The organism is Pseudoalteromonas sp. P1-16-1b (assembly GCF_001401785.1).
Taxonomy (GTDB): Bacteria; Pseudomonadota; Gammaproteobacteria; order Enterobacterales; family Alteromonadaceae; genus Pseudoalteromonas; species Pseudoalteromonas undina.
Map to the genome: position 1 here is coordinate 108,101 of NZ_LKGQ01000009.1, position 19,919 is coordinate 128,019.

Here is a 19,919-nt window from a genome sequence, read left to right on the forward strand (position 1 = left end):
ATGCGAAGCTAATGACTTTTACATGTTTGTGCTTCTCTATATTGTTTAGGTGTCACTGTATATTTGGCTTTAAAGCAACGAGCAAAGTAACTTTGAGAACTAAAGCCGGTGTTATCTGCAACTAAACCTATGGTTAAGTCGCTACCTGCTAATAATTTTGCTGCATATTCTAGACGGGTATTGCGAATGTAATCACTGGGTGTAACGTCAAAAAGAGCTTTCATTTTTAATTGCAGTGCGCGAGGGCTCAAACACATTGCGCTGGCAAACTCTTCGACGCTAAACAGTTCATTTTGATAATTTTCGCGCAAGATTGTTTTTAAGCGTTCTGTAAATGTGTAATCTTTATTTTGCTCTATTTGCGCATCTAAGGTCACAGCATGTACTTGAGCTGATAGCTGTTTAACTAAGTGTTTATTTAACGCATCACGAATACCTAATAAACCATGAATCCGACTCTTTAATAATGATGCTTCAAAGGGTTTACACAGGTAGTCATCGGCCAGTAAATCAAGCCCTTTTATACGGCTATTACTGTCTGCTTTGGCAGAGAGTAATAAAACAGGAATATGGTTTATCGAAATGTCTGAGCGAATAGCGCTTAGAAGTTGATATCCATCCATCGTTGGCATCATCACGTCACTGAGCACCACATCGGGCATTTGAGTTTGGCACAGCAAAAGCCCTTCTTCTCCATTATTAGCGCTCAGACAGGTATAGTCATCACTAAACAGTGAAACCAGTAACTCACGCATTTCCTCGTTATCTTCAACAATGAGTAGCTTTTTGTTGTTTTTTAGCGGCATAGTTTGAGAGGGTGATAATTGTTTATCCGTTAATAAGTTACTTGATTCACACAGTGGCAAAGTGACTGTGAAGCAACTTCCCTTGTTGATTTTACTAACTAATGAAATTTGCCCACCGTATTGCTCTACAAGCTGCTTAACCAGCGCGAGACCTATACCACTGCCTGTCTGGTTGTGTGTTGCAACACGAGTAAAACGTTCAAAAATAAGCGCTTGCTGGTGTTCTTCGATACCAATACCAGTATCAGATACCGTTATAACAACATTATTGTTTGTGTTAGAGAGTGTTAGATTAACGCTTTCATTTGATGGAGTGTATTTAAGTGCATTGGTCAATAAGTTATCAAAAATAGATAAAGCATGTTTAGTTTCTAAATTTATATAATTAGGCTGTTGCGTGGTGTCTTTAAAGGAAAAACTAATATTTTTTTGAGCAAACAAAATAGCGAAGTCGTCTACTATTTGTTCTATAAAAGGGCTTATAGAATAAGCGGATACATATTTTATAGTCGCACTTGGGCGCTGACTGAGCTGTAATAGCTCATTAATTAAATTAAGTAGGCGGAGCCCGTTACGCTTGATTATAGAAACTTGATGTTGCGCTTGAGCACCGAGTTGTTGCTGTTGTAAGTTTTCTACTGGCGCTAAAATTAAGCTTAATGGCGTTTTAAGTTCATGGCTAATATTATCTAAAAATTGGGTCTTTAGTTGAGTAAGCTTTCTTTCTTGTTGAATGAGTTGCTCTGCGGTTTTAGCTCGATAGCGTGACGCTAAAATTAACCATGTAATAATCAAAACTATTATAAGGTAAGCCGCATACGCCAATTTCGTTTGCCACCAAGGAGGCGTTACTGTCAGCTTTAGCATAGTGTGAACTTTGCTCCATTGCCCGTATTGATCGCTTACTTTTAATTGTAATTGATAATTACCTGCACTTAGCTGTGAATAGTTAACTTGTCGTTGGCTTGCATCGGTATAGATAAATTGCTTATCTAAACCACTTAGCTTGTAAGCATACTGGTATTGATTAGCAGATGAGGCATTATTAACGGCGGAATATTTAAAGCCAATGACCCCTTGGCTAGTTGGAAAAGAGAGTTTTTTAGTATGATTTATTAGTTTTACTGGCTGTTTTTGATCTGTTAGATAGTTTTTTGTTGAACTTGCTTGGTTATAAATTAATAGCTCAGTTAACACTGGGGTTGGGGCTGCAGTACTCAATAGCAGTTTACTAGGGTAAAACTGATTAAAGCCATTGATACCGCCAAAAAATAGCTCGCCATCAGCTGCTTGAAAAGCGGCACCTAAAATAAACGAATTATGCTGCACTCCGTCACGAGGTAAAAAATGCTGCATAGCTTGATTCGTGGGATTATAGCGAGTGAGCCCTTGGTTACTGCTTAGCCATAAGTGGCCTTTACTATCATCTTTAATAGCAAAAATATTATCGTTCAGTAATCCATTATGTTCGGTAATATAAGTGATCTTTTGTGTTTTTTTATCAAGGCGGTTTAAACCACCAAAGGTACCAACCCATAAAGTATCGTTATTTTGCAGGTGCAAGGAAGTGACCATATTATGGCTTAAACCAGTTTTCGGTTCGTTATTTGCGGGGTAATGGGTAAATGATTCATCGGCCATGCTTAGATAATTTAAACCTGCACGCGTCCCGACCCACAATCCGTTTGTATTTTGATCAAAAAGCAGAGTAAATACGGTATTGTTAGCAAGACTATTTACTGAGTCGTCGTGCTTGTAATGTTGAACCTCTAAGGTGTCGGGATTAAAGCGTGTTAAACCTTGGTTGCTACCTAGCCATAAATTTCCTTTAGGATCGCTCGTTATCGCATAAACACGATCGCTGCTAAGTTGATGACTTTGCGTTGTATAGGCAATAAAATTATCTTCAGCTGGATTGTATTGCAGTAACCCACCGCCATAGGTACCAATCCAAAGTCGCTGTTGGTTATCTTCATGCAGGCTAAATACATTATTATTAGTAAGGCCGCTTTGCAATTTTGAGTTAACTTTATAGCGCTTAAAGCCAGTGTCGGTTTGTTTGTTTAAGCCATCACGCGTACCAACCCATAACTGACCTTGTGAATCTTTAAGTAGAGCGCGAACAAAATTATGACTAATGGTAGTCTCATCATCGCTCAAATGCTGTTGATGCGAAAATTGATTTTGCTTTTTATCATAACGTTGCAAGCCATAGCCATCAGTACCAATCCAAATGATACCGAACTGGTCTTGATAGATTGACAAAAGGTAATCATTAGCAAGCCCATTTAGTTGCTGTTTATTGTGCGGTATGTGCTCAAAGTTATTTTTAGATATACTTTGCTCTGTTTTATAAAATAAACCTTTTCCATAACTTGTCAGCCACATGGTATCGGTGTCGTCAATTAATATATCGGTGAACCATACATCTGTAAATTGAGCAAACTCCGCAAAAGCCTCTGTTGTTGGAATAAATAGGCTAAGGCCTTGTTTGCTTGCTAGTAATAGCTGCCCTTGTGTATTTAAGTGTAACCGCCATAAATTCTTATGGCTCTTTGCTATGTGTTTAAACGTTTTTAGCTCTGGGTTAAATTTAATTAATCCCTCGTTGGTCGCTAACCAGATATTCTGTTGAGCATCTATTACGATATCTTGTATTACGGTATTAGCTTGCTCGGGGCTATTATAGCTAAATGACTCAACTTCATTATTGACTATATTTAATCGTGTTAACTTTCCATGTTCATGGCCTAACCAAATATTATTTAGGTTATCTGACGCCAGTGACCATATACGGTTATCAGTAATCGCCAACTCAGTTTGCGTATTAAAAACCTTAAATTGACCGGTTTGAGTATCAAGTAAGTTTAAACCATTACTGGCTGTAGAAAACCAGATAGCATGAGGGCCGCCAGCAAGGCAATCGGTGACCCAGTTTCCTGAAATACTAGCCTCAGTAGGGTGAGACTTGAAGCGTTTAAACTCATAACCATCAAAGCGATTAAGACCGCCTTGTGTGGCAAACCAATGAAACCCTTGCTCATCAGTGATGCTGCATGTAATCGAGTTTTGCGATAATCCTTGCTCACTCGAATATGTATCTAAGTGAATAGGGCGGGCAATAAGCATGCTATGAAACAAGCAAAAAATACTTAAAATGAGGGTTTTGAATAGGGTTTGAAGTAAAGGCACTGGCTTCCTTGTGCGAACAGTATTCCTAAAATTGAAACAATCATAAACTGCTTTTTTAATAATGTTAAGTTTGATTTTTACAGCCGTCAGTGAGATTTTAAGTTATGGGTATCTTTTTACTCTTGTGTTAATGAATTGCGTAAGTATAATAGGCATCCACTTTGCAGGGGCGTAGTTCCAATTGGTAGAACAGCGGTCTCCAAAACCGACGGTTGGGAGTTCGAATCTCTCCGCCCCTGCCAATTTTTTACAAAGTGAGTAAAGTCTAGAACTAAAAATCGGTTTAAGTAAGCTTGTTTTTAAGTTTAGATTTTAATGGATTAACCCTGTCGACGTGCAGGGTTGTTGTGTCTGTAGTTAAGGTAATAATATTATGAGCACGAATATAGAAACACCATCGAGTGGGATGGAGTCAGTAAAGTGGTTAGTAGCAATTGCGCTACTTGCAGGCGCAGTCGTTGGTAACCATATGTTTGCAGATCAGTCTGTATTACTACGTGCTATTGGCGTTGTGGTTGCGATAGCTGCGGGTTTAGCTATTGCTTCGCAAACTTTCAAGGGACGTACATTCCTTGCTTTTGCAAAAGAAGCGCGTATCGAAGTACGCAAGGTAGTTTGGCCGACGCGTCAAGAAACTACGCACACGACATTAATTGTAATGGTTGCAACAGTGATTATGGCATTAATCCTTTGGGGATTAGATGGCATTTTATTCCGCGCTGTAGGCTTTTTAACTGGATTGGAGATCTGATCCCATGTCGGATGAGAATAACGAAAAGAAACTACGTTGGTACGTAGTACAGGCTTTCTCAGGTTATGAGAAGCGTGTTGCTCAAACATTATTAGAGCATATTAAAATCAAAGGTCTAGAAGATAGCTTTGGTGAAGTATTAGTTCCTACTGAAGAAGTCGTAGAGATGCGTGCTGGTCAAAAGCGTAAATCTGAGCGTAAATTCTTCCCAGGTTACGTACTAGTACAAATGGATATGAATGATGCAAGCTGGCACTTAGTAAATAGCACTGAACGTGTTATGGGCTTTATTGGTGGCACATCAGACCGTCCTGCGCCTATCAGCACAAAAGAAGCTGATCGTATTCTTAACCGTCTACAAGAGAACGCAGAAGCACCTAAACCAGCAACATTATTTGAACCGGGTGAAGTGGTTCGTGTTACTGATGGTCCATTTGCAGACTTTAGTGGTGTGGTTGAAGAAGTTGACTACGAAAAGAGCCGCGTTAAAGTGTCGGTACTTATTTTTGGTCGTTCTACGCCAGTTGAACTTGAATTTGGTCAAGTTGAACAAGATAAGTAATTGATTTAAAGCGTCGCGTTAAAAACTTTTAAATTTTTGGCACGAAGCTTGAAAAAGGCCGCTGATTAACTTATAATCAGCGGCCTTTTTGTATTCAGGGAAAACGTTTGTTTAACTGTTTACTAAAAAGTGAGAAACCAATTTTTAAACTGGGAAGCCGCTAGAGTACGCGTCCTCGCGCGCACAAGGCTAAGACCCACCTAATGAGGTATTTATAATGGCTAAGAAAGTTGAAGCTCTAATCAAGCTACAAGTTGCTGCTGGTATGGCTAACCCTAGTCCTCCAGTAGGTCCAGCACTAGGTCAACACGGTGTAAACATCATGGAATTCTGTAAAGCGTTCAACGCACGTACAGAATCTATCGAAAAAGGCGCTCCAGTTCCTGTAGTGATCTCTGTTTACGGCGACCGTTCATTTACGTTCGACATGAAAACGCCACCGGCTGCTTACTTACTTAAGAAAGCTGCAGGTATCAAATCTGGTTCAGGCCGTCCTAACACTGAAAAAGTAGGCACAGTAACTCGTGCTCAACTTGAAGAAATCGTTGAGACAAAGAAACCAGACCTTACAGCTTCTGATTTAGAAGCTGCGGTTCGCACTATCGCAGGTTCTGCGCGTGCGATGGGCTTGAACGTAGAGGACTAAGATAATGGCTAAATTAACTAAACGTATGCGTACTATCCGCGAAAAAGTGGAAGTAACTAAAGATTACGAAATTAACGAAGCAGTTGCTCTTTTAAAAGAACTAGCGACAGCTAAATTCGTAGAAAGTGTTGACGTTGCTGTTAACCTTGGTATCGATGCTCGTAAATCTGATCAAAACGTTCGTGGTGCTACTGTACTACCTAACGGTACTGGTCGTGACGTTCGTGTTGCTGTATTCACTCAAGGCGCTAATGCAGAAGCTGCAAAAGAAGCCGGTGCTGAATTAGTAGGCATGGAAGATCTTGCTGACCTAGTTAAGAAAGGCGAGATGAATTTTGACGTTGTTGTTGCATCACCAGACGCTATGCGTGTTGTTGGTCAACTAGGTCAAATCTTAGGCCCACGTGGTCTAATGCCAAACCCTAAAACTGGTACTGTAACACCTAACGTTGCAGAAGCAGTTAAAAATGCGAAAGCAGGTCAAGTGCGTTACCGCAATGACAAAAATGGTATCATCCATACTACTATTGGTAAGGTTGATTTCACTGCTGAGCAGTTACAACAAAACCTTGAAGCTCTAATTGTTGCGCTTAAGAAGGCTAAACCTTCTCAAGCTAAAGGTGTTTACTTGAAGAAAGTAACTATCTCTACAACAATGGGCGCAGGTGTTTCTGTTGACCAAGGCACTTTAAGCACAGTTGTTGCTTAATTGAGTGTTTACATGGCGTGAAATTTGTACTATAATTTTGCGCCATTTTGCTGATTAATTTAGTTAATCGCAAAGTAAAGAATTCGGGTTGAAGTCCATAATTTCGAAGCGCCTTCGGGCAACGCGATAAATTGGGCTTCCGTCCAAGACCGTAGGCGGCTTCGGCCTTAATATTACCTACGTAGACGGTGTGAATCCCCAGATAGATTTTTCCTAATCTTCTGGCTCTCGCCGTAAAAAGCATCTCCACCTTTATTGGTGGGGAAGAGTAAAACAGGGAAGCCGATGTACGGTAACCCATTAAACCAGGAGTAACACCCATGGCTTTAAATCTTCAAGGCAAAAAGGCAATTGTTGCTGAAGTCAACGAAGCAGCCACTGGTGCTCTATCTGCAGTAGTTGCAGATTCTCGTGGTGTAACAGTTGGTGCAATCACTGCCCTTCGTAAAGAAGCTCGCGAAGCGGGTGTTTGGATGAAAGTTGTCCGTAACACTCTAGCTAAACGTGCTCTTGAAGGAACAGACTTTGAATGCCTATCTGATTCATTTGTTGGTCCAAGCTTAATCGCTTTCTCATCAGAGCACCCAGGTGCTGCTGCGCGTATCTTTTCAGACTTCGCGAAAAAGAATGAGAAATTTGAGCTTAAAACGGCCGCTTTTGAAGGTAATGTAGTAGATGCAGCTATGCTTGCAACTCTACCTACATACGACGAAGCTGTTGCACGCTTAATGAGCGCTATGAAAGAAGCGTCTGCTGGTAAATTGTGTAAAACAATTGAAGCAGTACGTGTACAGAAAGAAGAGCAAGCTGCTTAATTTTAAGCTGTTTAATCCCTTTCGGTGTAAATTTATTTGGACCTTAGAGTCCGTTAATTATTAGGAAATTTGTAATGTCTGTAACTAAAGACCAAATCCTTGACGCAATTGCTGAAATGTCAGTAATGGACGTTGTTGCTCTAGTTGAAGCAATGGAAGAAAAATTCGGCGTAACTGCTGCAGCTGCTATGGTAGCAGGTCCTGCTGCTGAAGCTGCTGAAGAGAAAACAGAATTTGACGTAATCCTTACTGGCGCTGGCGCTAATAAAGTTGCGGCAATCAAAGCTGTACGTGGCGCAACTGGTCTTGGCTTAAAAGAAGCTAAAGCTCTAGTTGAAGCTGCTCCAACTCCAGTTAAAGAAGGTATCTCTAAGGAAGAAGCTGAAGCTCTTGCTAAAGACCTTACAGAAGCTGGTGCTGAAGTTGAGGTTAAGTAATCTAGCTTTTGCTAGGTTCGCTGCCTGAGAAATCAGGCAAGGGCTGGTGATTATTTAATCACCGGCCTTTTTGCGCTATAGAGCGACTATTCTTATAGCGCAAATAAAATCTGATTTATTCTTTAATTTCAACGCTTTATAGTTTGCTAGTGTTGAGGTGGGATTAAGTTGGAACAACAGTTAATGTTGTACATCTTGGCATAGATGCCAGTTAAGTCTGTTCTTACAAGAACAGGTCGGGTCAAAGATCAGCAAGCTGAGGAACCCCATGGCTTACTCTTATTCTGAAAAGAAACGTATCCGTAAGGATTTTGGTAAACGTCCACAAGTTTTGGATATACCTTTCTTACTGTCGACGCAGTTAGAATCGTTTAAAAAATTCTTAGTCCCGGACGCTGATGGCGATCATGGTTTGGAAGCTGCCTTCCGTTCTGTGTTCCCAATTAAAAGCTACTCGGGAAATTCTGAGCTTCAATACGTAAGTTATCGTATTGGTGAGCCAGTATTCGATGTAAAAGAATGTCAAATTCGCGGTGTGACTTATTCTGCTCCACTTCGCGTGAAACTGCGTCTTGTAGTAATGGACAAAGAAGCTCCAGGCACAGTTAAAGACATTAAAGAGCAAGAAGTTTACATGGGCGAAATTCCGCTCATGACCGATACCGGTACTTTTGTAATCAATGGTACAGAGCGTGTTATCGTTTCTCAGCTACACCGTAGCCCTGGTGTATTCTTTGATAACGACCGCGGTAAAACTCACTCGTCAGGTAAAGTGCTTTATAACGCACGTGTAATTCCTTACCGTGGTTCATGGTTAGACTTCGAATTTGATGCAAAAGATAACTTATATGTACGTATTGACCGTCGTCGTAAATTACCGGCGTCTATCATCCTACGTGCACTTGAGTACACGAGTGAAGAAATCCTAGATATCTTCTTCGATACTACTGCGTTTGAAATCGCTGACGGTAAAGTTCTTATGGAACTTGTGCCTTCACGTTTACGTGGTGAAACTGCCGCTTTTGATATCAAGAGCGAAGACGGTGAAGTCCTTGTTGAAAGCGGTCGTCGTGTTACGGCTCGCCACATCAAGAGCATCGAGAAAAAAGGCATTAAGCAATTAGAAGTACCACATGAGTACATCATTGGCCGTGTATTAGCGAAGAACTATGTTGATGAGTCAACAGGTGAAATCATTGCTACTGCAAATGACGAGCTAACGCTTGAAATGATGGCTGAATTGGTTAAAGCCGGTCACACGACCATTGATACACTATACATCAATGAAGTGGACAGCGGCGCTTACATGTCAAATACGTTGAATATTGACTCGTCAAGCAACCGTTTAGAAGCACTAGTAGAAATTTATCGCATGATGCGCCCAGGCGAGCCACCGACGAAAGACGCGGCTGAAGCCTTATTTGAGAACTTATTCTTCTCAGAAGAACGCTATGACTTATCAACAGTAGGTCGTATGAAGTTCAATAGCCGTGTAGGTTACGATTCAGACACAGGCCCTGGCACATTAAGCAAAGAAGACATCGTAGCGGTTATGAAGGTATTGATTGCTATTCGTAACGGTGTTGGCGATGTTGATGATATAGACCACTTAGGCAACCGTCGTATACGTAGTGTTGGCGAAATGGCTGAGAATCAATTCCGTGTAGGTTTAGTACGTGTAGAACGTGCTGTACGTGAGCGTTTAAGCTTAGGTGACCTTGATGCGGTAATGCCACAAGATCTTATTAACGCTAAGCCTATTTCGGCAGCGGTTAAAGAGTTCTTCGGCTCGTCTCAGTTATCACAGTTTATGGACCAAAATAACCCGCTATCAGAAGTAACGCATAAGCGTCGTATTTCTGCATTAGGTCCGGGCGGTCTAACTCGTGAGCGCGCTGGTTTTGAAGTACGTGACGTTCACGTAACTCACTACGGTCGCGTATGTCCAATCGAGACTCCTGAGGGTCCAAACATCGGTCTAATTAACTCATTGTCTACGTATGCACGTACCAATGACTACGGTTTCTTAGAAACACCTTACCGCAAAGTGGTAGACGGTGTAGTAACTGATGAAGTTGATTACCTATCAGCCATTGAGGAAGGTCAGTTTGTTATCGCACAGGCGAACTCAAACTTAACTGAAACCAATGAGTTTGTAGATGAACTTATCCCATGTCGTCACAAAGGTGAATCAACCTTTATGGGTCGCATGGACCAGCAATATATGGATGTATCACCACAACAGGTGATCTCTGTAGCGGCAGCACTTATCCCGTTCCTAGAACACGATGATGCTAACCGTGCATTGATGGGTTCAAACATGCAACGTCAAGCAGTACCAACATTGAAAGCGGACAAACCGTTAGTAGGTACAGGTATTGAGTTAACACTAGCAAAAGATTCTGGTGTAACGATTGTTGCTAAACGTGGTGGTGAAGTAATGTATGCCGACGCAAGTCGCATCGTTGTTAATGTACATGAAGAAGAGCGCATCCCTGGTGAAGCGGGCATCGACATCTACAACTTAACCAAGTACACACGTTCTAACCAAAATACATGTATTAACCAAAAGCCGACTTGTATGGTTGGTGAACCGGTTACTCGTGGCGATGTGTTAGCAGATGGTCCTTCGACTGACTTAGGTGACTTAGCCCTTGGTCAAAACCTTCGTGTGGCATTCATGCCATGGAACGGTTACAACTTCGAGGATTCAATCTTACTATCAGAGCGCGTAGTTGAAGAAGATCGTCTAACGACTATCCACATTCAAGAACTACAGTGTATCGCCCGTGATACTAAATTAGGCTCAGAAGAGATCACAGCAGATATCCCGAACGTGGGTGAATCTGCACTAGGCAAGCTTGATGAATCAGGCGTTGTATATATTGGTGCTGAAGTTAAAGGCGGCGATATCCTAGTAGGTAAAGTGACTCCGAAAGGCGAAACGCAATTAACACCAGAAGAGAAGCTACTACGTGCTATCTTCGGTGAAAAAGCGTCTGACGTTAAAGACAGCTCTTTACGTGTACCTAACTCTGTAACTGGTACTGTAATCGACGTACAAGTTTTCACCCGTGATGGCGTTGAAAAAGATAAGCGTGCGTTAGAAGTTGAAGACATGCAGCTTCGCGAAGCGAAGAAAGACTTCAACGAAGAGTTCCGTATTCTAGAAGCTGGTGTTTTAGAGCGTGCTCGCAAGTTACTTGTGGCAGCTGGCTTCGATGAAGACAACTTAGCGTCACTGAATGCTGAAAAGTTACTAACTCAAAGCCTTGCTGAAGAAGACAAGCAAGCTGAACTTGAGCAACTAGCTGCACAGTACGATGAGCTTAAAGCTGAATACGATAAGAAGTTTGAAAACAAACGTCGTAAAATTACTCAAGGTGATGACTTAGCACCAGGTGTACTTAAAATTGTTAAAGTATACTTAGCTGTTAAACGTCGTATCCAACCGGGTGATAAAATGGCGGGTCGTCACGGTAACAAAGGTGTTATCTCGACTATCGTACCAGTAGAAGATATGCCATACGATGACAAAGGTCGTACGGTAGATATCGTACTTAATCCACTAGGTGTACCATCGCGAATGAACATCGGTCAGATCCTTGAAACACATATGGGTCTAGCTGCACGCGGTATTGGTGAGCGCTTAGAAGAAATGATGAAAGAGCAACGCGAGCTTCATGAGCTACGTGAATTCATCAAACAAGCTTATGAGATCGGTGAATCTCGTCAGGTTGTGGATATCGCTAGTTTCTCTGATGACGAAATTCGTCGTTTAGCTGAAAACTTGAAAGGTGGTTTACCGATTGCTACTCCTGCATTTGATGGCGCGAAAGAAGACGAAATCAAAGACATGCTAGAGCTAGGCGGCTACCCTAGAAGTGGTCAGGTTACACTTTATGATGGCCGTACTGGCGATCAGTTTGAACGTCAAGTAACTGTAGGTTACATGTACATGCTTAAACTTAACCACTTGGTTGATGATAAGATGCACGCGCGTTCTACTGGTTCTTACAGCCTTGTTACTCAGCAGCCGCTGGGTGGTAAAGCACAGTTCGGTGGCCAGCGTTTTGGTGAGATGGAAGTATGGGCACTTGAAGCTTACGGTGCTGCTTACACTCTACAAGAAATGCTAACAGTGAAATCGGATGACGTGAACGGTCGTACTAAGATGTATAAAAACATCGTTGATGGTAACCATAAAATGGAACCAGGTATGCCAGAATCGTTCAACGTATTGTTGAAAGAAATCCGCTCACTGGGTATCAACATCGAGTTGGAAGAAAATTAAGCCAATTAGATGCTGCAGTTAACGCTGTAGCATCTGTTATGGCTGAATAGAATGTAGGGACGAGAACATCCGTCCTCAAGATTAACTCCGACAGGAGAGCTAAGGTGAAAGACTTACTTAAGTTTCTGAAGCAACAAAATAAGACCGAAGAATTCGATGCAATTCGCATTGGTCTTGCTTCACCAGACATGGTTCGTTCATGGTCATACGGTGAAGTAAAGAAACCTGAGACTATTAACTACCGTACTTTCAAGCCTGAGCGCGATGGCTTATTCTGTGCCCGTATTTTCGGCCCAGTGAAAGATTATGAGTGTTTATGTGGTAAATATAAACGCCTTAAACACCGTGGTGTGATCTGTGAAAAGTGTGGCGTTGAAGTAACACTCACTAAAGTGCGTCGTGACCGTATGGGTCATATAGAACTGGCAAGTCCAGTTGCGCATATATGGTTTTTAAAATCATTACCGTCACGTATCGGCTTAATGCTTGATATGACGCTTCGTGATATTGAACGTGTTCTTTACTTCGAATCATTCGTAGTAACTGAGCCTGGTATGACAACGCTTGAGCGTGGTCAGCTATTAGGTGAAGAAGAATACCTAGATGCACTTGAAGAGCACGGCGATGAGTTTGAAGCGAAGATGGGTGCTGAAGCAGTATTAGACTTGCTTCGTGAACTCGATCTTGCTCAATTAATTGCAGAGATGCGTGAAGAGTTACCAACAATTAACTCTGAAACTAAGCGTAAAAAGATCACTAAACGTCTTAAGTTAATGGAATCGTTCCACCAATCAGGTAATAACCCTGAGTGGATGATCATGACAGTACTTCCAGTATTGCCACCTGACTTACGTCCATTAGTACCACTAGACGGTGGCCGCTTTGCGACATCTGATCTAAATGACCTTTACCGTCGTGTTATTAACCGTAATAACCGTCTTAAGCGTCTACTAGATCTAGCTGCACCAGATATTATCGTACGCAACGAAAAACGTATGTTACAAGAAGCGGTTGATGCGCTACTTGATAACGGTCGTCGTGGTCGTGCAATTACAGGTTCTAACAAACGTCCACTTAAATCGCTTGCTGATATGATCAAAGGTAAGCAAGGTCGTTTCCGTCAGAACTTACTTGGTAAGCGTGTAGATTACTCTGGCCGTTCTGTAATCACGGTTGGTCCTACACTTAAGCTTCATCAGTGTGGTCTTCCTAAGAAGATGGCACTTGAGTTATTCAAACCATTCATCTATGGCAAATTAGAACGTCGCGGCATGGCTACGACAATCAAAGCCGCTAAAAAGATGGTTGAGCGTGAAGTAGCGGAAGTATGGGATGTACTAGACGAAGTAATTCGTGAACATCCAGTATTACTTAACCGTGCACCAACACTTCACCGTTTGGGTATCCAAGCGTTTGAACCTGTGCTTATCGAAGGTAAAGCGATTCATTTGCATCCATTAGTATGTGCGGCTTACAACGCCGACTTCGATGGTGACCAAATGGCGGTACACGTACCGCTAACAATTGAAGCGCAGCTAGAAGCTCGTGCGTTAATGATGTCTACAAACAACATCTTATCGCCTGCTAATGGTGAGCCAATCATCGTTCCTTCACAGGACGTTGTATTAGGTCTTTATTACATGACGCGTGACCGCATTAACGCGAAAGGCGAAGGCACCGTATTTAAAGATCCTAAAGAAGCAGAAAAAGCATACCGTAGTGGTAATGCCGACCTTCACGCAAAAGTGAAAGTACGTATTAGCCAATCAGTAGCTAATGAAGATGGTGTTGTAGAAGATACAATTACTATCATTGATACTACAGTGGGTCGTGCAATTCTGTCTCTTATTTTACCTAAAGGTATGCCGTTTGAGTCAATCAACCAAGCTCTAGGTAAAAAGCAAATTTCTAGCTTATTAAATGAGTGTTACCGTCGTCTTGGTTTAAAAGACACAGTTGTGTTTGCTGACCAAGTTATGTACACCGGTTTCCACTACGCAATGAAGTCAGGTGTTTCAATTGGTATCGATGACTTAGTTATCCCACCAGTTAAAGCATCAATCATTGAAGCAGCAGAAGCTGAAGTAACTGAAATCAACCAACAATTCCAATCAGGTCTTGTAACGGCTGGTGAAAAGTACAACAAAGTTATCGATATTTGGTCACGTGTAAATGAGAACTTATCACGTGAAATGATGGCTAACTTGTCAAAAGACACCGTAGTGAATGCGCAAGGTGAAGAAGAAGAGCAACCGTCATTTAACTCAGTGTTTATGATGGCCGACTCAGGTGCTCGTGGTAGTGCCGCTCAGATCCGTCAGCTAGCAGGTATGCGTGGTCTAATGGCACGTCCAGATGGTTCAATCATCGAGACGCCAATCACGGCTAACTTCCGTGAAGGTCTAAACGTACTTCAGTACTTCATCTCAACGCACGGTGCGCGTAAAGGTCTTGCCGATACAGCACTGAAAACAGCGAACTCGGGTTACCTAACGCGTCGTCTAGTAGACGTTGCACAAGATTTGGTAATCAATGAAGACGATTGTGGCACAGAAGATGGCTTAACAATGAAACCGCTTATTGAAGGTGGTGACGTTGTAGAAGCACTTCGCGAACGTGTACTAGGTCGTGTTGTTGCTGAGCCTGTTGTTATCCCTGGTACTAATACAGTACTTGTAGAACGTAACATCATGCTTGACGAAAAACTGTGTGACCTTTTAGAAGAGCACTCAGTTGATGAAGTTCGTGTACGTTCAGTTATCACCTGTGATAACGACTTTGGTGTTTGTGCTAAGTGTTATGGTCGTGACCTAGCACGTGGTCATATCATCAACGCGGGTGAATCAGTTGGTGTTATCGCGGCACAATCAATCGGTGAGCCGGGTACACAGCTTACGATGCGTACATTCCACATCGGTGGTGCGGCATCAAGAGCGTCTGCTGAAAATAATGTACAAGTTAAAACTAACGGTACATTAAAACTTCACAACGCTAAGTATGTATTAAATACAGACGGTAAGATTGTTATTACCTCTCGTTCTACAGAAATCACTATCATTGATAGCTATGGTCGTGAGAAAGAGCGTTATAAAGTACCTTACGGTGCGGTATTAACAGTGCAAGACAATGCAGAAGTTCAAGGTAACGACATTGTTGCTACTTGGGACCCGCATAGTCACCCAATCGTTCTTGAGCATAAATCAAAAGTATCGTTCAGCGATATCGATGATTCAAATACTGAAGCACAGACTGACGAACTAACGGGTTTAACTCGTGTAGTTGTTAAAGATCTTGCTAAAGCGAATGCGAAAGAGCCGAAACTTATCATTGAAAGTGATGAGCGTGGCTTGCAAGAAACACGTCTTCCTTCATTCACTACGATTGAAGTAACAGACGGCGCGACTGCAAACCCAGGTGACGTACTAGCACGTATTCCGCAAGAAGGTTCGAAAACTCGTGATATCACGGGTGGTCTACCACGCGTAGCCGACTTATTTGAAGCGCGTAAGCCGAAAGATCCAGCTATCTTAGCTGAAATCACCGGTACGATTAGCTTCGGTAAAGAGACTAAAGGTAAGAAACGTTTAGTTATTACTCCAGCTGAAGGCGATCATTACGAAGAAATGATCCCTAAGTGGCGTCAACTTAACGTGTTTGAAGGTGAGCAAGTGTCTAAAGGTGAAGTTATCGCCGATGGTCCAGAATCACCGCATGACATCTTACGCCTACGTGGTGTGACTCATGTTGCTAACTACATTGTTAACGAAGTGCAAGAGGTTTACCGTTTGCAGGGCGTTAAGATCAATGATAAGCACATTGAAACTATTATTCGTCAAATGCTACGTAAATGTATCATTCTAGACGGTGGTGATACTGAGTTCTTAGCCGGTGAGCAAATTGAAGTGGCACGCGTTAATATCGCAAACCGCGACCTTGAAGCTCAAGGTAAGATCCCAGCTAAGTTTGAAATCCAGTTAATGGGTATCACTAAAGCATCACTAGCGACAGAATCTTTCATCTCAGCAGCCTCGTTCCAGGAGACAACTCGTGTCCTAACAGAAGCCGCTGTAAATGGTAAGAGCGATGAGTTACGCGGTCTGAAAGAAAACGTAATTGTGGGTCGATTGATCCCAGCCGGTACCGGTTTTGCGTATCATCAAGATCGTATGGCTCGTCGTAAGCAAAAAGACGTTGTTGAAGAGCAAACGGTAAGTGCAGAAGAGGCGACTCAAGCACTGACTGATGCCTTAAACGCGGATTTATCTGGAAATCAATAAACCGAATCTAATCAATAGATTAGAGTTTCGCAAGGTAGTTATCTACTGCCTTGCGAGCGGTTTAGGTTGACAGGTCAATCTTTGCTCATTAAAATTCCGCCACCCATTTACTTGCACGTTTAATACATGCTCGTAAAACAAGGGCGGATTTTTTATTTTTTTCAGTAGTAATTTTAATTTCAGGAGCTATTTAAATGGCAACTATTAACCAGCTAGTGCGTAAGCCACGTCGTAGCAAGGTTACTAAAAGTAACTCAGCTGCGCTTAAAGCGTGTCCGCAAAAGCGTGGTGTATGTACTCGCGTATATACAACTACACCTAAGAAACCAAACTCGGCGTTACGTAAAGTAGCTCGTGTACGTTTAACTAACGGTTTCGAAGTAACTTCATACATCGGTGGTGAAGGTCATAACCTTCAAGAGCACAGTGTAATCCTAATCCGTGGTGGTCGTGTTAAAGATTTACCAGGTGTGCGTTTCCACACTGTACGTGGTGCACTTGACTGTGCAGGCGTAAGCGACCGTCGTCAAGCTCGTTCTAAATACGGTGCAAAACGCCCTAAAGGCTAATTGTATTCCGTTAGTAAGGCCAAGCACTAAATATTATTAATTATTGTTTTGGGTTATTGTTCCAAAAGGACAAACCTGAATAAACCGGAGATACAAAATGCCTAGAAGACGCGTAATAGGTCAACGTAAAATTCTTCCAGATCCTAAGTTCGGATCGGAACTTCTTGCAAAATTCGTTAACATCGTAATGTTAGACGGCAAGAAATCTACTGCTGAAAAAATCGTTTATGGTGCGCTAGACGTGGCTGCTGAGAAATCAGGCAAGTCGCACCTAGAAATCTTTGAAACTGCACTTGATAACATCCGTCCACAGGTAGAGGTTAAATCTCGCCGTGTTGGTGGTTCAACTTATCAAGTACCAGTTGAAGTACGTCCAGTACGTCGCAACGCATTAGGTATGCGTTGGTTAGTAGACGCTGCACGTAAGCGTGGCGAAAAATCTATGGGCTTACGTTTAGCTCAAGAAATCGTTGACGCTGCTGATAACAAAGGCACTGCGGTTAAGAAACGTGAAGACGTTCACCGTATGGCTGAAGCGAATAAAGCATTCGCTCATTACCGTTGGTAATCTGTCCTTAACCTTTAAGAGGATTTTATGGCACGTACAACTCCACTTGAGCGTTACCGCAATATCGGTATTTGTGCTCACGTAGATGCAGGCAAAACCACCACAACAGAACGTGTTCTGTTCTACACAGGTCTTTCTCATAAGATCGGTGAAGTGCATGATGGCGCTGCAACTATGGATTGGATGGAGCAGGAACAAGAGCGTGGTATCACAATCACTTCTGCTGCAACAACGTGTTTCTGGAAAGGGATGGACGCTCAATTTGACGACCATCGCATCAATATTATTGATACCCCAGGGCACGTAGATTTCACTATCGAAGTAGAGCGTTCTTTACGTGTACTAGATGGTGCGGTAGTTGTTCTTTGTGCTTCATCGGGTGTACAGCCGCAAACTGAGACAGTTTGGCGTCAAGCGAACAAGTACGAAGTTCCGAGAATGATCTTCGTAAATAAAATGGATCGCACGGGCGCTGACTTCTTAACGGTTGTAAGCCAGGTGAAATCTCGTCTTGGAGCAACGCCTGTTCCAGTCCAGCTGCCTATTGGCGCTGAAGACGACTTTAAAGGTGTTATTGACCTTATTAAAATGAAAGCCATTAACTGGAATGATAAAGACCAGGGTATGACTTTCTCTTATGAGGCAATACCGGCAGAACTTCAGGAATTAGCCGAAGAATGGCGCTCTCACTTAGTTGAAAGCGCTGCTGAAGCTACTGAAGAACTAATGGATAAATACTTAGAAGGTGAAGAGTTAAGCGAAGCAGAAATTAAAAATGCTTTGCGTCAACGCACATTAGCGAACGAAATTGTTCCCATGACGTGTGGTAGTGCATTTAAAAACAAAGGTGTTCAAGCTGTGCTTGATTGCGTTGTTGAATATATGCCATCACCAACACAAGTGAAACAAATCCAAGGTATCTTAGAAAATGGTACTGAGGAAGAGCGTCCTGCTGATGATAAAGCGCCGTTTGCTGCTCTTGCATTCAAGATTGCAACAGACCCGTTTGTTGGCACTTTAACCTTTTTCCGTGTTTACTCTGGCACTGTTAAACAGGGTGACGCGGTATATAACCCAGTAAAAAGTAAGCGTGAGCGTCTTGGTCGTATCGTTCAGATGCATTCAAACTCACGTGAAGAGATCAAAGAAGTCCACGCAGGCGACATCGCGGCGGCTATTGGTCTCAAAGACGTAACAACAGGTGAAACACTGTGTGATCCGAACTCTATTATTACGCTTGAGCGTATGGAGTTCCCAGAACCAGTTATCTCTGTTGCGGTTGAGCCTCGCACAATCGCTGACCAGGATAAAATGGGTATCGCGCTAGGAAAACTAGCTGCAGAAGATCCATCTTTCCGCGTACAAACTGACGAAGAATCAGGCCAGACTATTATCTCTGGCATGGGTGAACTTCACCTTGATATCATTGTCGACCGTATGAAACGTGAATTCAGTGTTGAATGTAACGTTGGTAAGCCGCAGGTTGCATACCGAGAAGCTATTCGTTCAACTGTTGAAGTTGAAGGAAAGTTTGTACGTCAATCAGGTGGTCGTGGTCAATATGGTCACGTCTGGCTTAAACTTGAACCGATGGATATTTCGGATGATGAAGCCCCAATTTACGAGTTCGTAAACGAAACCGTAGGTGGCTCAGTGCCGAAAGAATACATCCCTGCGGTAGACAAAGGTATCCAAGAGCAAATGGCTCAAGGTGTACTGGCAGGCTACCCATTACTTGGTGTTAAAGCGACTTTATATGATGGTTCATTCCATGATGTAGATTCGAATGAAATGGCATTTAAAATAGCAGGTTCACTGGCTATGAGACAAGGTGCGCTAGATGCAAACCCTGCACTTTTAGAACCAGTAATGAAGGTTGAAGTACTCACTCCTGAAGCAAACATGGGTGATGTAGTTGGCGACCTAAACCGTCGTCGCGGCATGATCGAAGGCATGGAAGATGCACTTGGTGGCCTTAAGCAAATTAATGCTGTGGTACCACTATCTGAAATGTTCGGTTATGCGACTGCTTTACGATCTGCAACACAGGGCCGTGCCTCATACTCTATGGAGTTTTTGAAGTACGCTGAAGCCTCTAAGCAGGTTGCAGATACAATAATTTCAGCTCGCGCTGTTATATGATTTTAGCTTGTCTGGCTCAATACTGAGTCAGGCTTTAATTTCTTTATTAGGAATTTTTTAAGATGGCAAAAGAAAAGTTTGAACGCGTAAAACCGCACGTAAACGTTGGTACAATCGGCCACGTTGACCACGGTAAAACTACACTAACTGC

Annotated in this window: 13 protein-coding genes and 1 tRNA gene; 13 read left to right on the forward strand and 1 reads right to left on the reverse strand. The window is 42.5% G+C overall.

Annotation, left to right across the window (positions count from 1 at the left end):
- Positions 1-8: 8 nt before the first annotated feature.
- On the reverse strand, positions 9-3,998 hold the full coding sequence (locus tag AN392_RS08790; RefSeq protein WP_055012489.1) for a two-component regulator propeller domain-containing protein: 3,990 nt from the start codon (positions 3,996-3,998) through the stop codon (positions 9-11).
- A 165-nt stretch (positions 3,999-4,163) separates the two neighbouring features.
- Here AN392_RS08790 and AN392_RS08795 point away from each other — a divergent pair.
- The 13 genes from AN392_RS08795 to AN392_RS08855 form a co-directional block, all read left to right on the forward strand.
- Positions 4,164-4,240 (forward strand) — tRNA-Trp (locus AN392_RS08795).
- 131 nt (positions 4,241-4,371) lie between these two features.
- Positions 4,372-4,749: a preprotein translocase subunit SecE gene (secE, locus tag AN392_RS08800; protein ID WP_054202752.1), complete on the forward strand. Its 378-nt coding sequence runs from the start codon at positions 4,372-4,374 to the stop codon at positions 4,747-4,749.
- A gap of 4 nt (positions 4,750-4,753) precedes the next feature.
- Positions 4,754-5,311, forward strand: coding sequence for a transcription termination/antitermination protein NusG (gene nusG, locus AN392_RS08805; protein ID WP_008108460.1), 558 nt, complete (start codon positions 4,754-4,756; stop codon positions 5,309-5,311).
- A 217-nt stretch (positions 5,312-5,528) separates the two neighbouring features.
- The gene (gene rplK, locus AN392_RS08810; RefSeq protein WP_008108462.1) at positions 5,529-5,957 is read left to right on the forward strand and encodes a 50S ribosomal protein L11; all 429 of its coding nucleotides are present in this window, start codon (positions 5,529-5,531) and stop codon (positions 5,955-5,957) included.
- Positions 5,958-5,961: 4 nt separating this feature from the next.
- Positions 5,962-6,666 (forward strand): 50S ribosomal protein L1, encoded by a 705-nt coding sequence (rplA, locus tag AN392_RS08815; protein ID WP_010392122.1) that lies wholly within the window; start codon positions 5,962-5,964, stop codon positions 6,664-6,666.
- A 320-nt stretch (positions 6,667-6,986) separates the two neighbouring features.
- Positions 6,987-7,481, forward strand: a complete 495-nt coding sequence (gene rplJ / locus AN392_RS08820) for a 50S ribosomal protein L10 (RefSeq protein WP_008108464.1) — start codon at positions 6,987-6,989, stop codon at positions 7,479-7,481.
- Between the two features lie 74 nt (positions 7,482-7,555).
- On the forward strand, positions 7,556-7,918 hold the full coding sequence (gene rplL, locus AN392_RS08825) for a 50S ribosomal protein L7/L12 (protein ID WP_008108465.1): 363 nt from the start codon (positions 7,556-7,558) through the stop codon (positions 7,916-7,918).
- A 268-nt stretch (positions 7,919-8,186) separates the two neighbouring features.
- A complete protein-coding gene (rpoB, locus tag AN392_RS08830; RefSeq protein WP_010392125.1) occupies positions 8,187-12,212 on the forward strand; it encodes a DNA-directed RNA polymerase subunit beta in 4,026 nt (1,341 codons plus the stop codon).
- A 104-nt stretch (positions 12,213-12,316) separates the two neighbouring features.
- Positions 12,317-16,489, forward strand: coding sequence for a DNA-directed RNA polymerase subunit beta' (rpoC, locus tag AN392_RS08835; protein WP_054202751.1), 4,173 nt, complete (start codon positions 12,317-12,319; stop codon positions 16,487-16,489).
- 194 nt (positions 16,490-16,683) lie between these two features.
- Positions 16,684-17,058, forward strand: a complete 375-nt coding sequence (gene rpsL / locus AN392_RS08840; protein ID WP_002958885.1) for a 30S ribosomal protein S12 — start codon at positions 16,684-16,686, stop codon at positions 17,056-17,058.
- 97 nt (positions 17,059-17,155) lie between these two features.
- Complete coding sequence (rpsG, locus tag AN392_RS08845; protein WP_010392135.1) at positions 17,156-17,626, forward strand: 30S ribosomal protein S7; 471 nt, start codon at positions 17,156-17,158, stop codon at positions 17,624-17,626.
- A 27-nt stretch (positions 17,627-17,653) separates the two neighbouring features.
- Complete coding sequence (fusA, locus tag AN392_RS08850) at positions 17,654-19,768, forward strand: elongation factor G (RefSeq protein ID WP_010392137.1); 2,115 nt, start codon at positions 17,654-17,656, stop codon at positions 19,766-19,768.
- Between the two features lie 62 nt (positions 19,769-19,830).
- Positions 19,831-19,919, forward strand: an 89-nt coding sequence (locus AN392_RS08855; protein WP_233997923.1) for a GTP-binding protein, incomplete at its 3' end; no start/stop codon positions are given.

Coding starts and splice junctions, on each gene's coding strand:
- secE (WP_054202752.1), top strand. CDS start 4,372: ATGAGCACGAATATAGAAACACCATCGAGTGGGATGGAGTCAGTAAAG.
- nusG (WP_008108460.1), top strand. CDS start 4,754: ATGTCGGATGAGAATAACGAAAAGAAACTACGTTGGTACGTAGTACAG.
- rplK (WP_008108462.1), top strand. CDS start 5,529: ATGGCTAAGAAAGTTGAAGCTCTAATCAAGCTACAAGTTGCTGCTGGT.
- rplA (WP_010392122.1), top strand. CDS start 5,962: ATGGCTAAATTAACTAAACGTATGCGTACTATCCGCGAAAAAGTGGAA.
- rplJ (WP_008108464.1), top strand. CDS start 6,987: ATGGCTTTAAATCTTCAAGGCAAAAAGGCAATTGTTGCTGAAGTCAAC.
- rplL (WP_008108465.1), top strand. CDS start 7,556: ATGTCTGTAACTAAAGACCAAATCCTTGACGCAATTGCTGAAATGTCA.
- rpoB (WP_010392125.1), top strand. CDS start 8,187: ATGGCTTACTCTTATTCTGAAAAGAAACGTATCCGTAAGGATTTTGGT.
- rpsL (WP_002958885.1), top strand. CDS start 16,684: ATGGCAACTATTAACCAGCTAGTGCGTAAGCCACGTCGTAGCAAGGTT.
- rpsG (WP_010392135.1), top strand. CDS start 17,156: ATGCCTAGAAGACGCGTAATAGGTCAACGTAAAATTCTTCCAGATCCT.
- fusA (WP_010392137.1), top strand. CDS start 17,654: ATGGCACGTACAACTCCACTTGAGCGTTACCGCAATATCGGTATTTGT.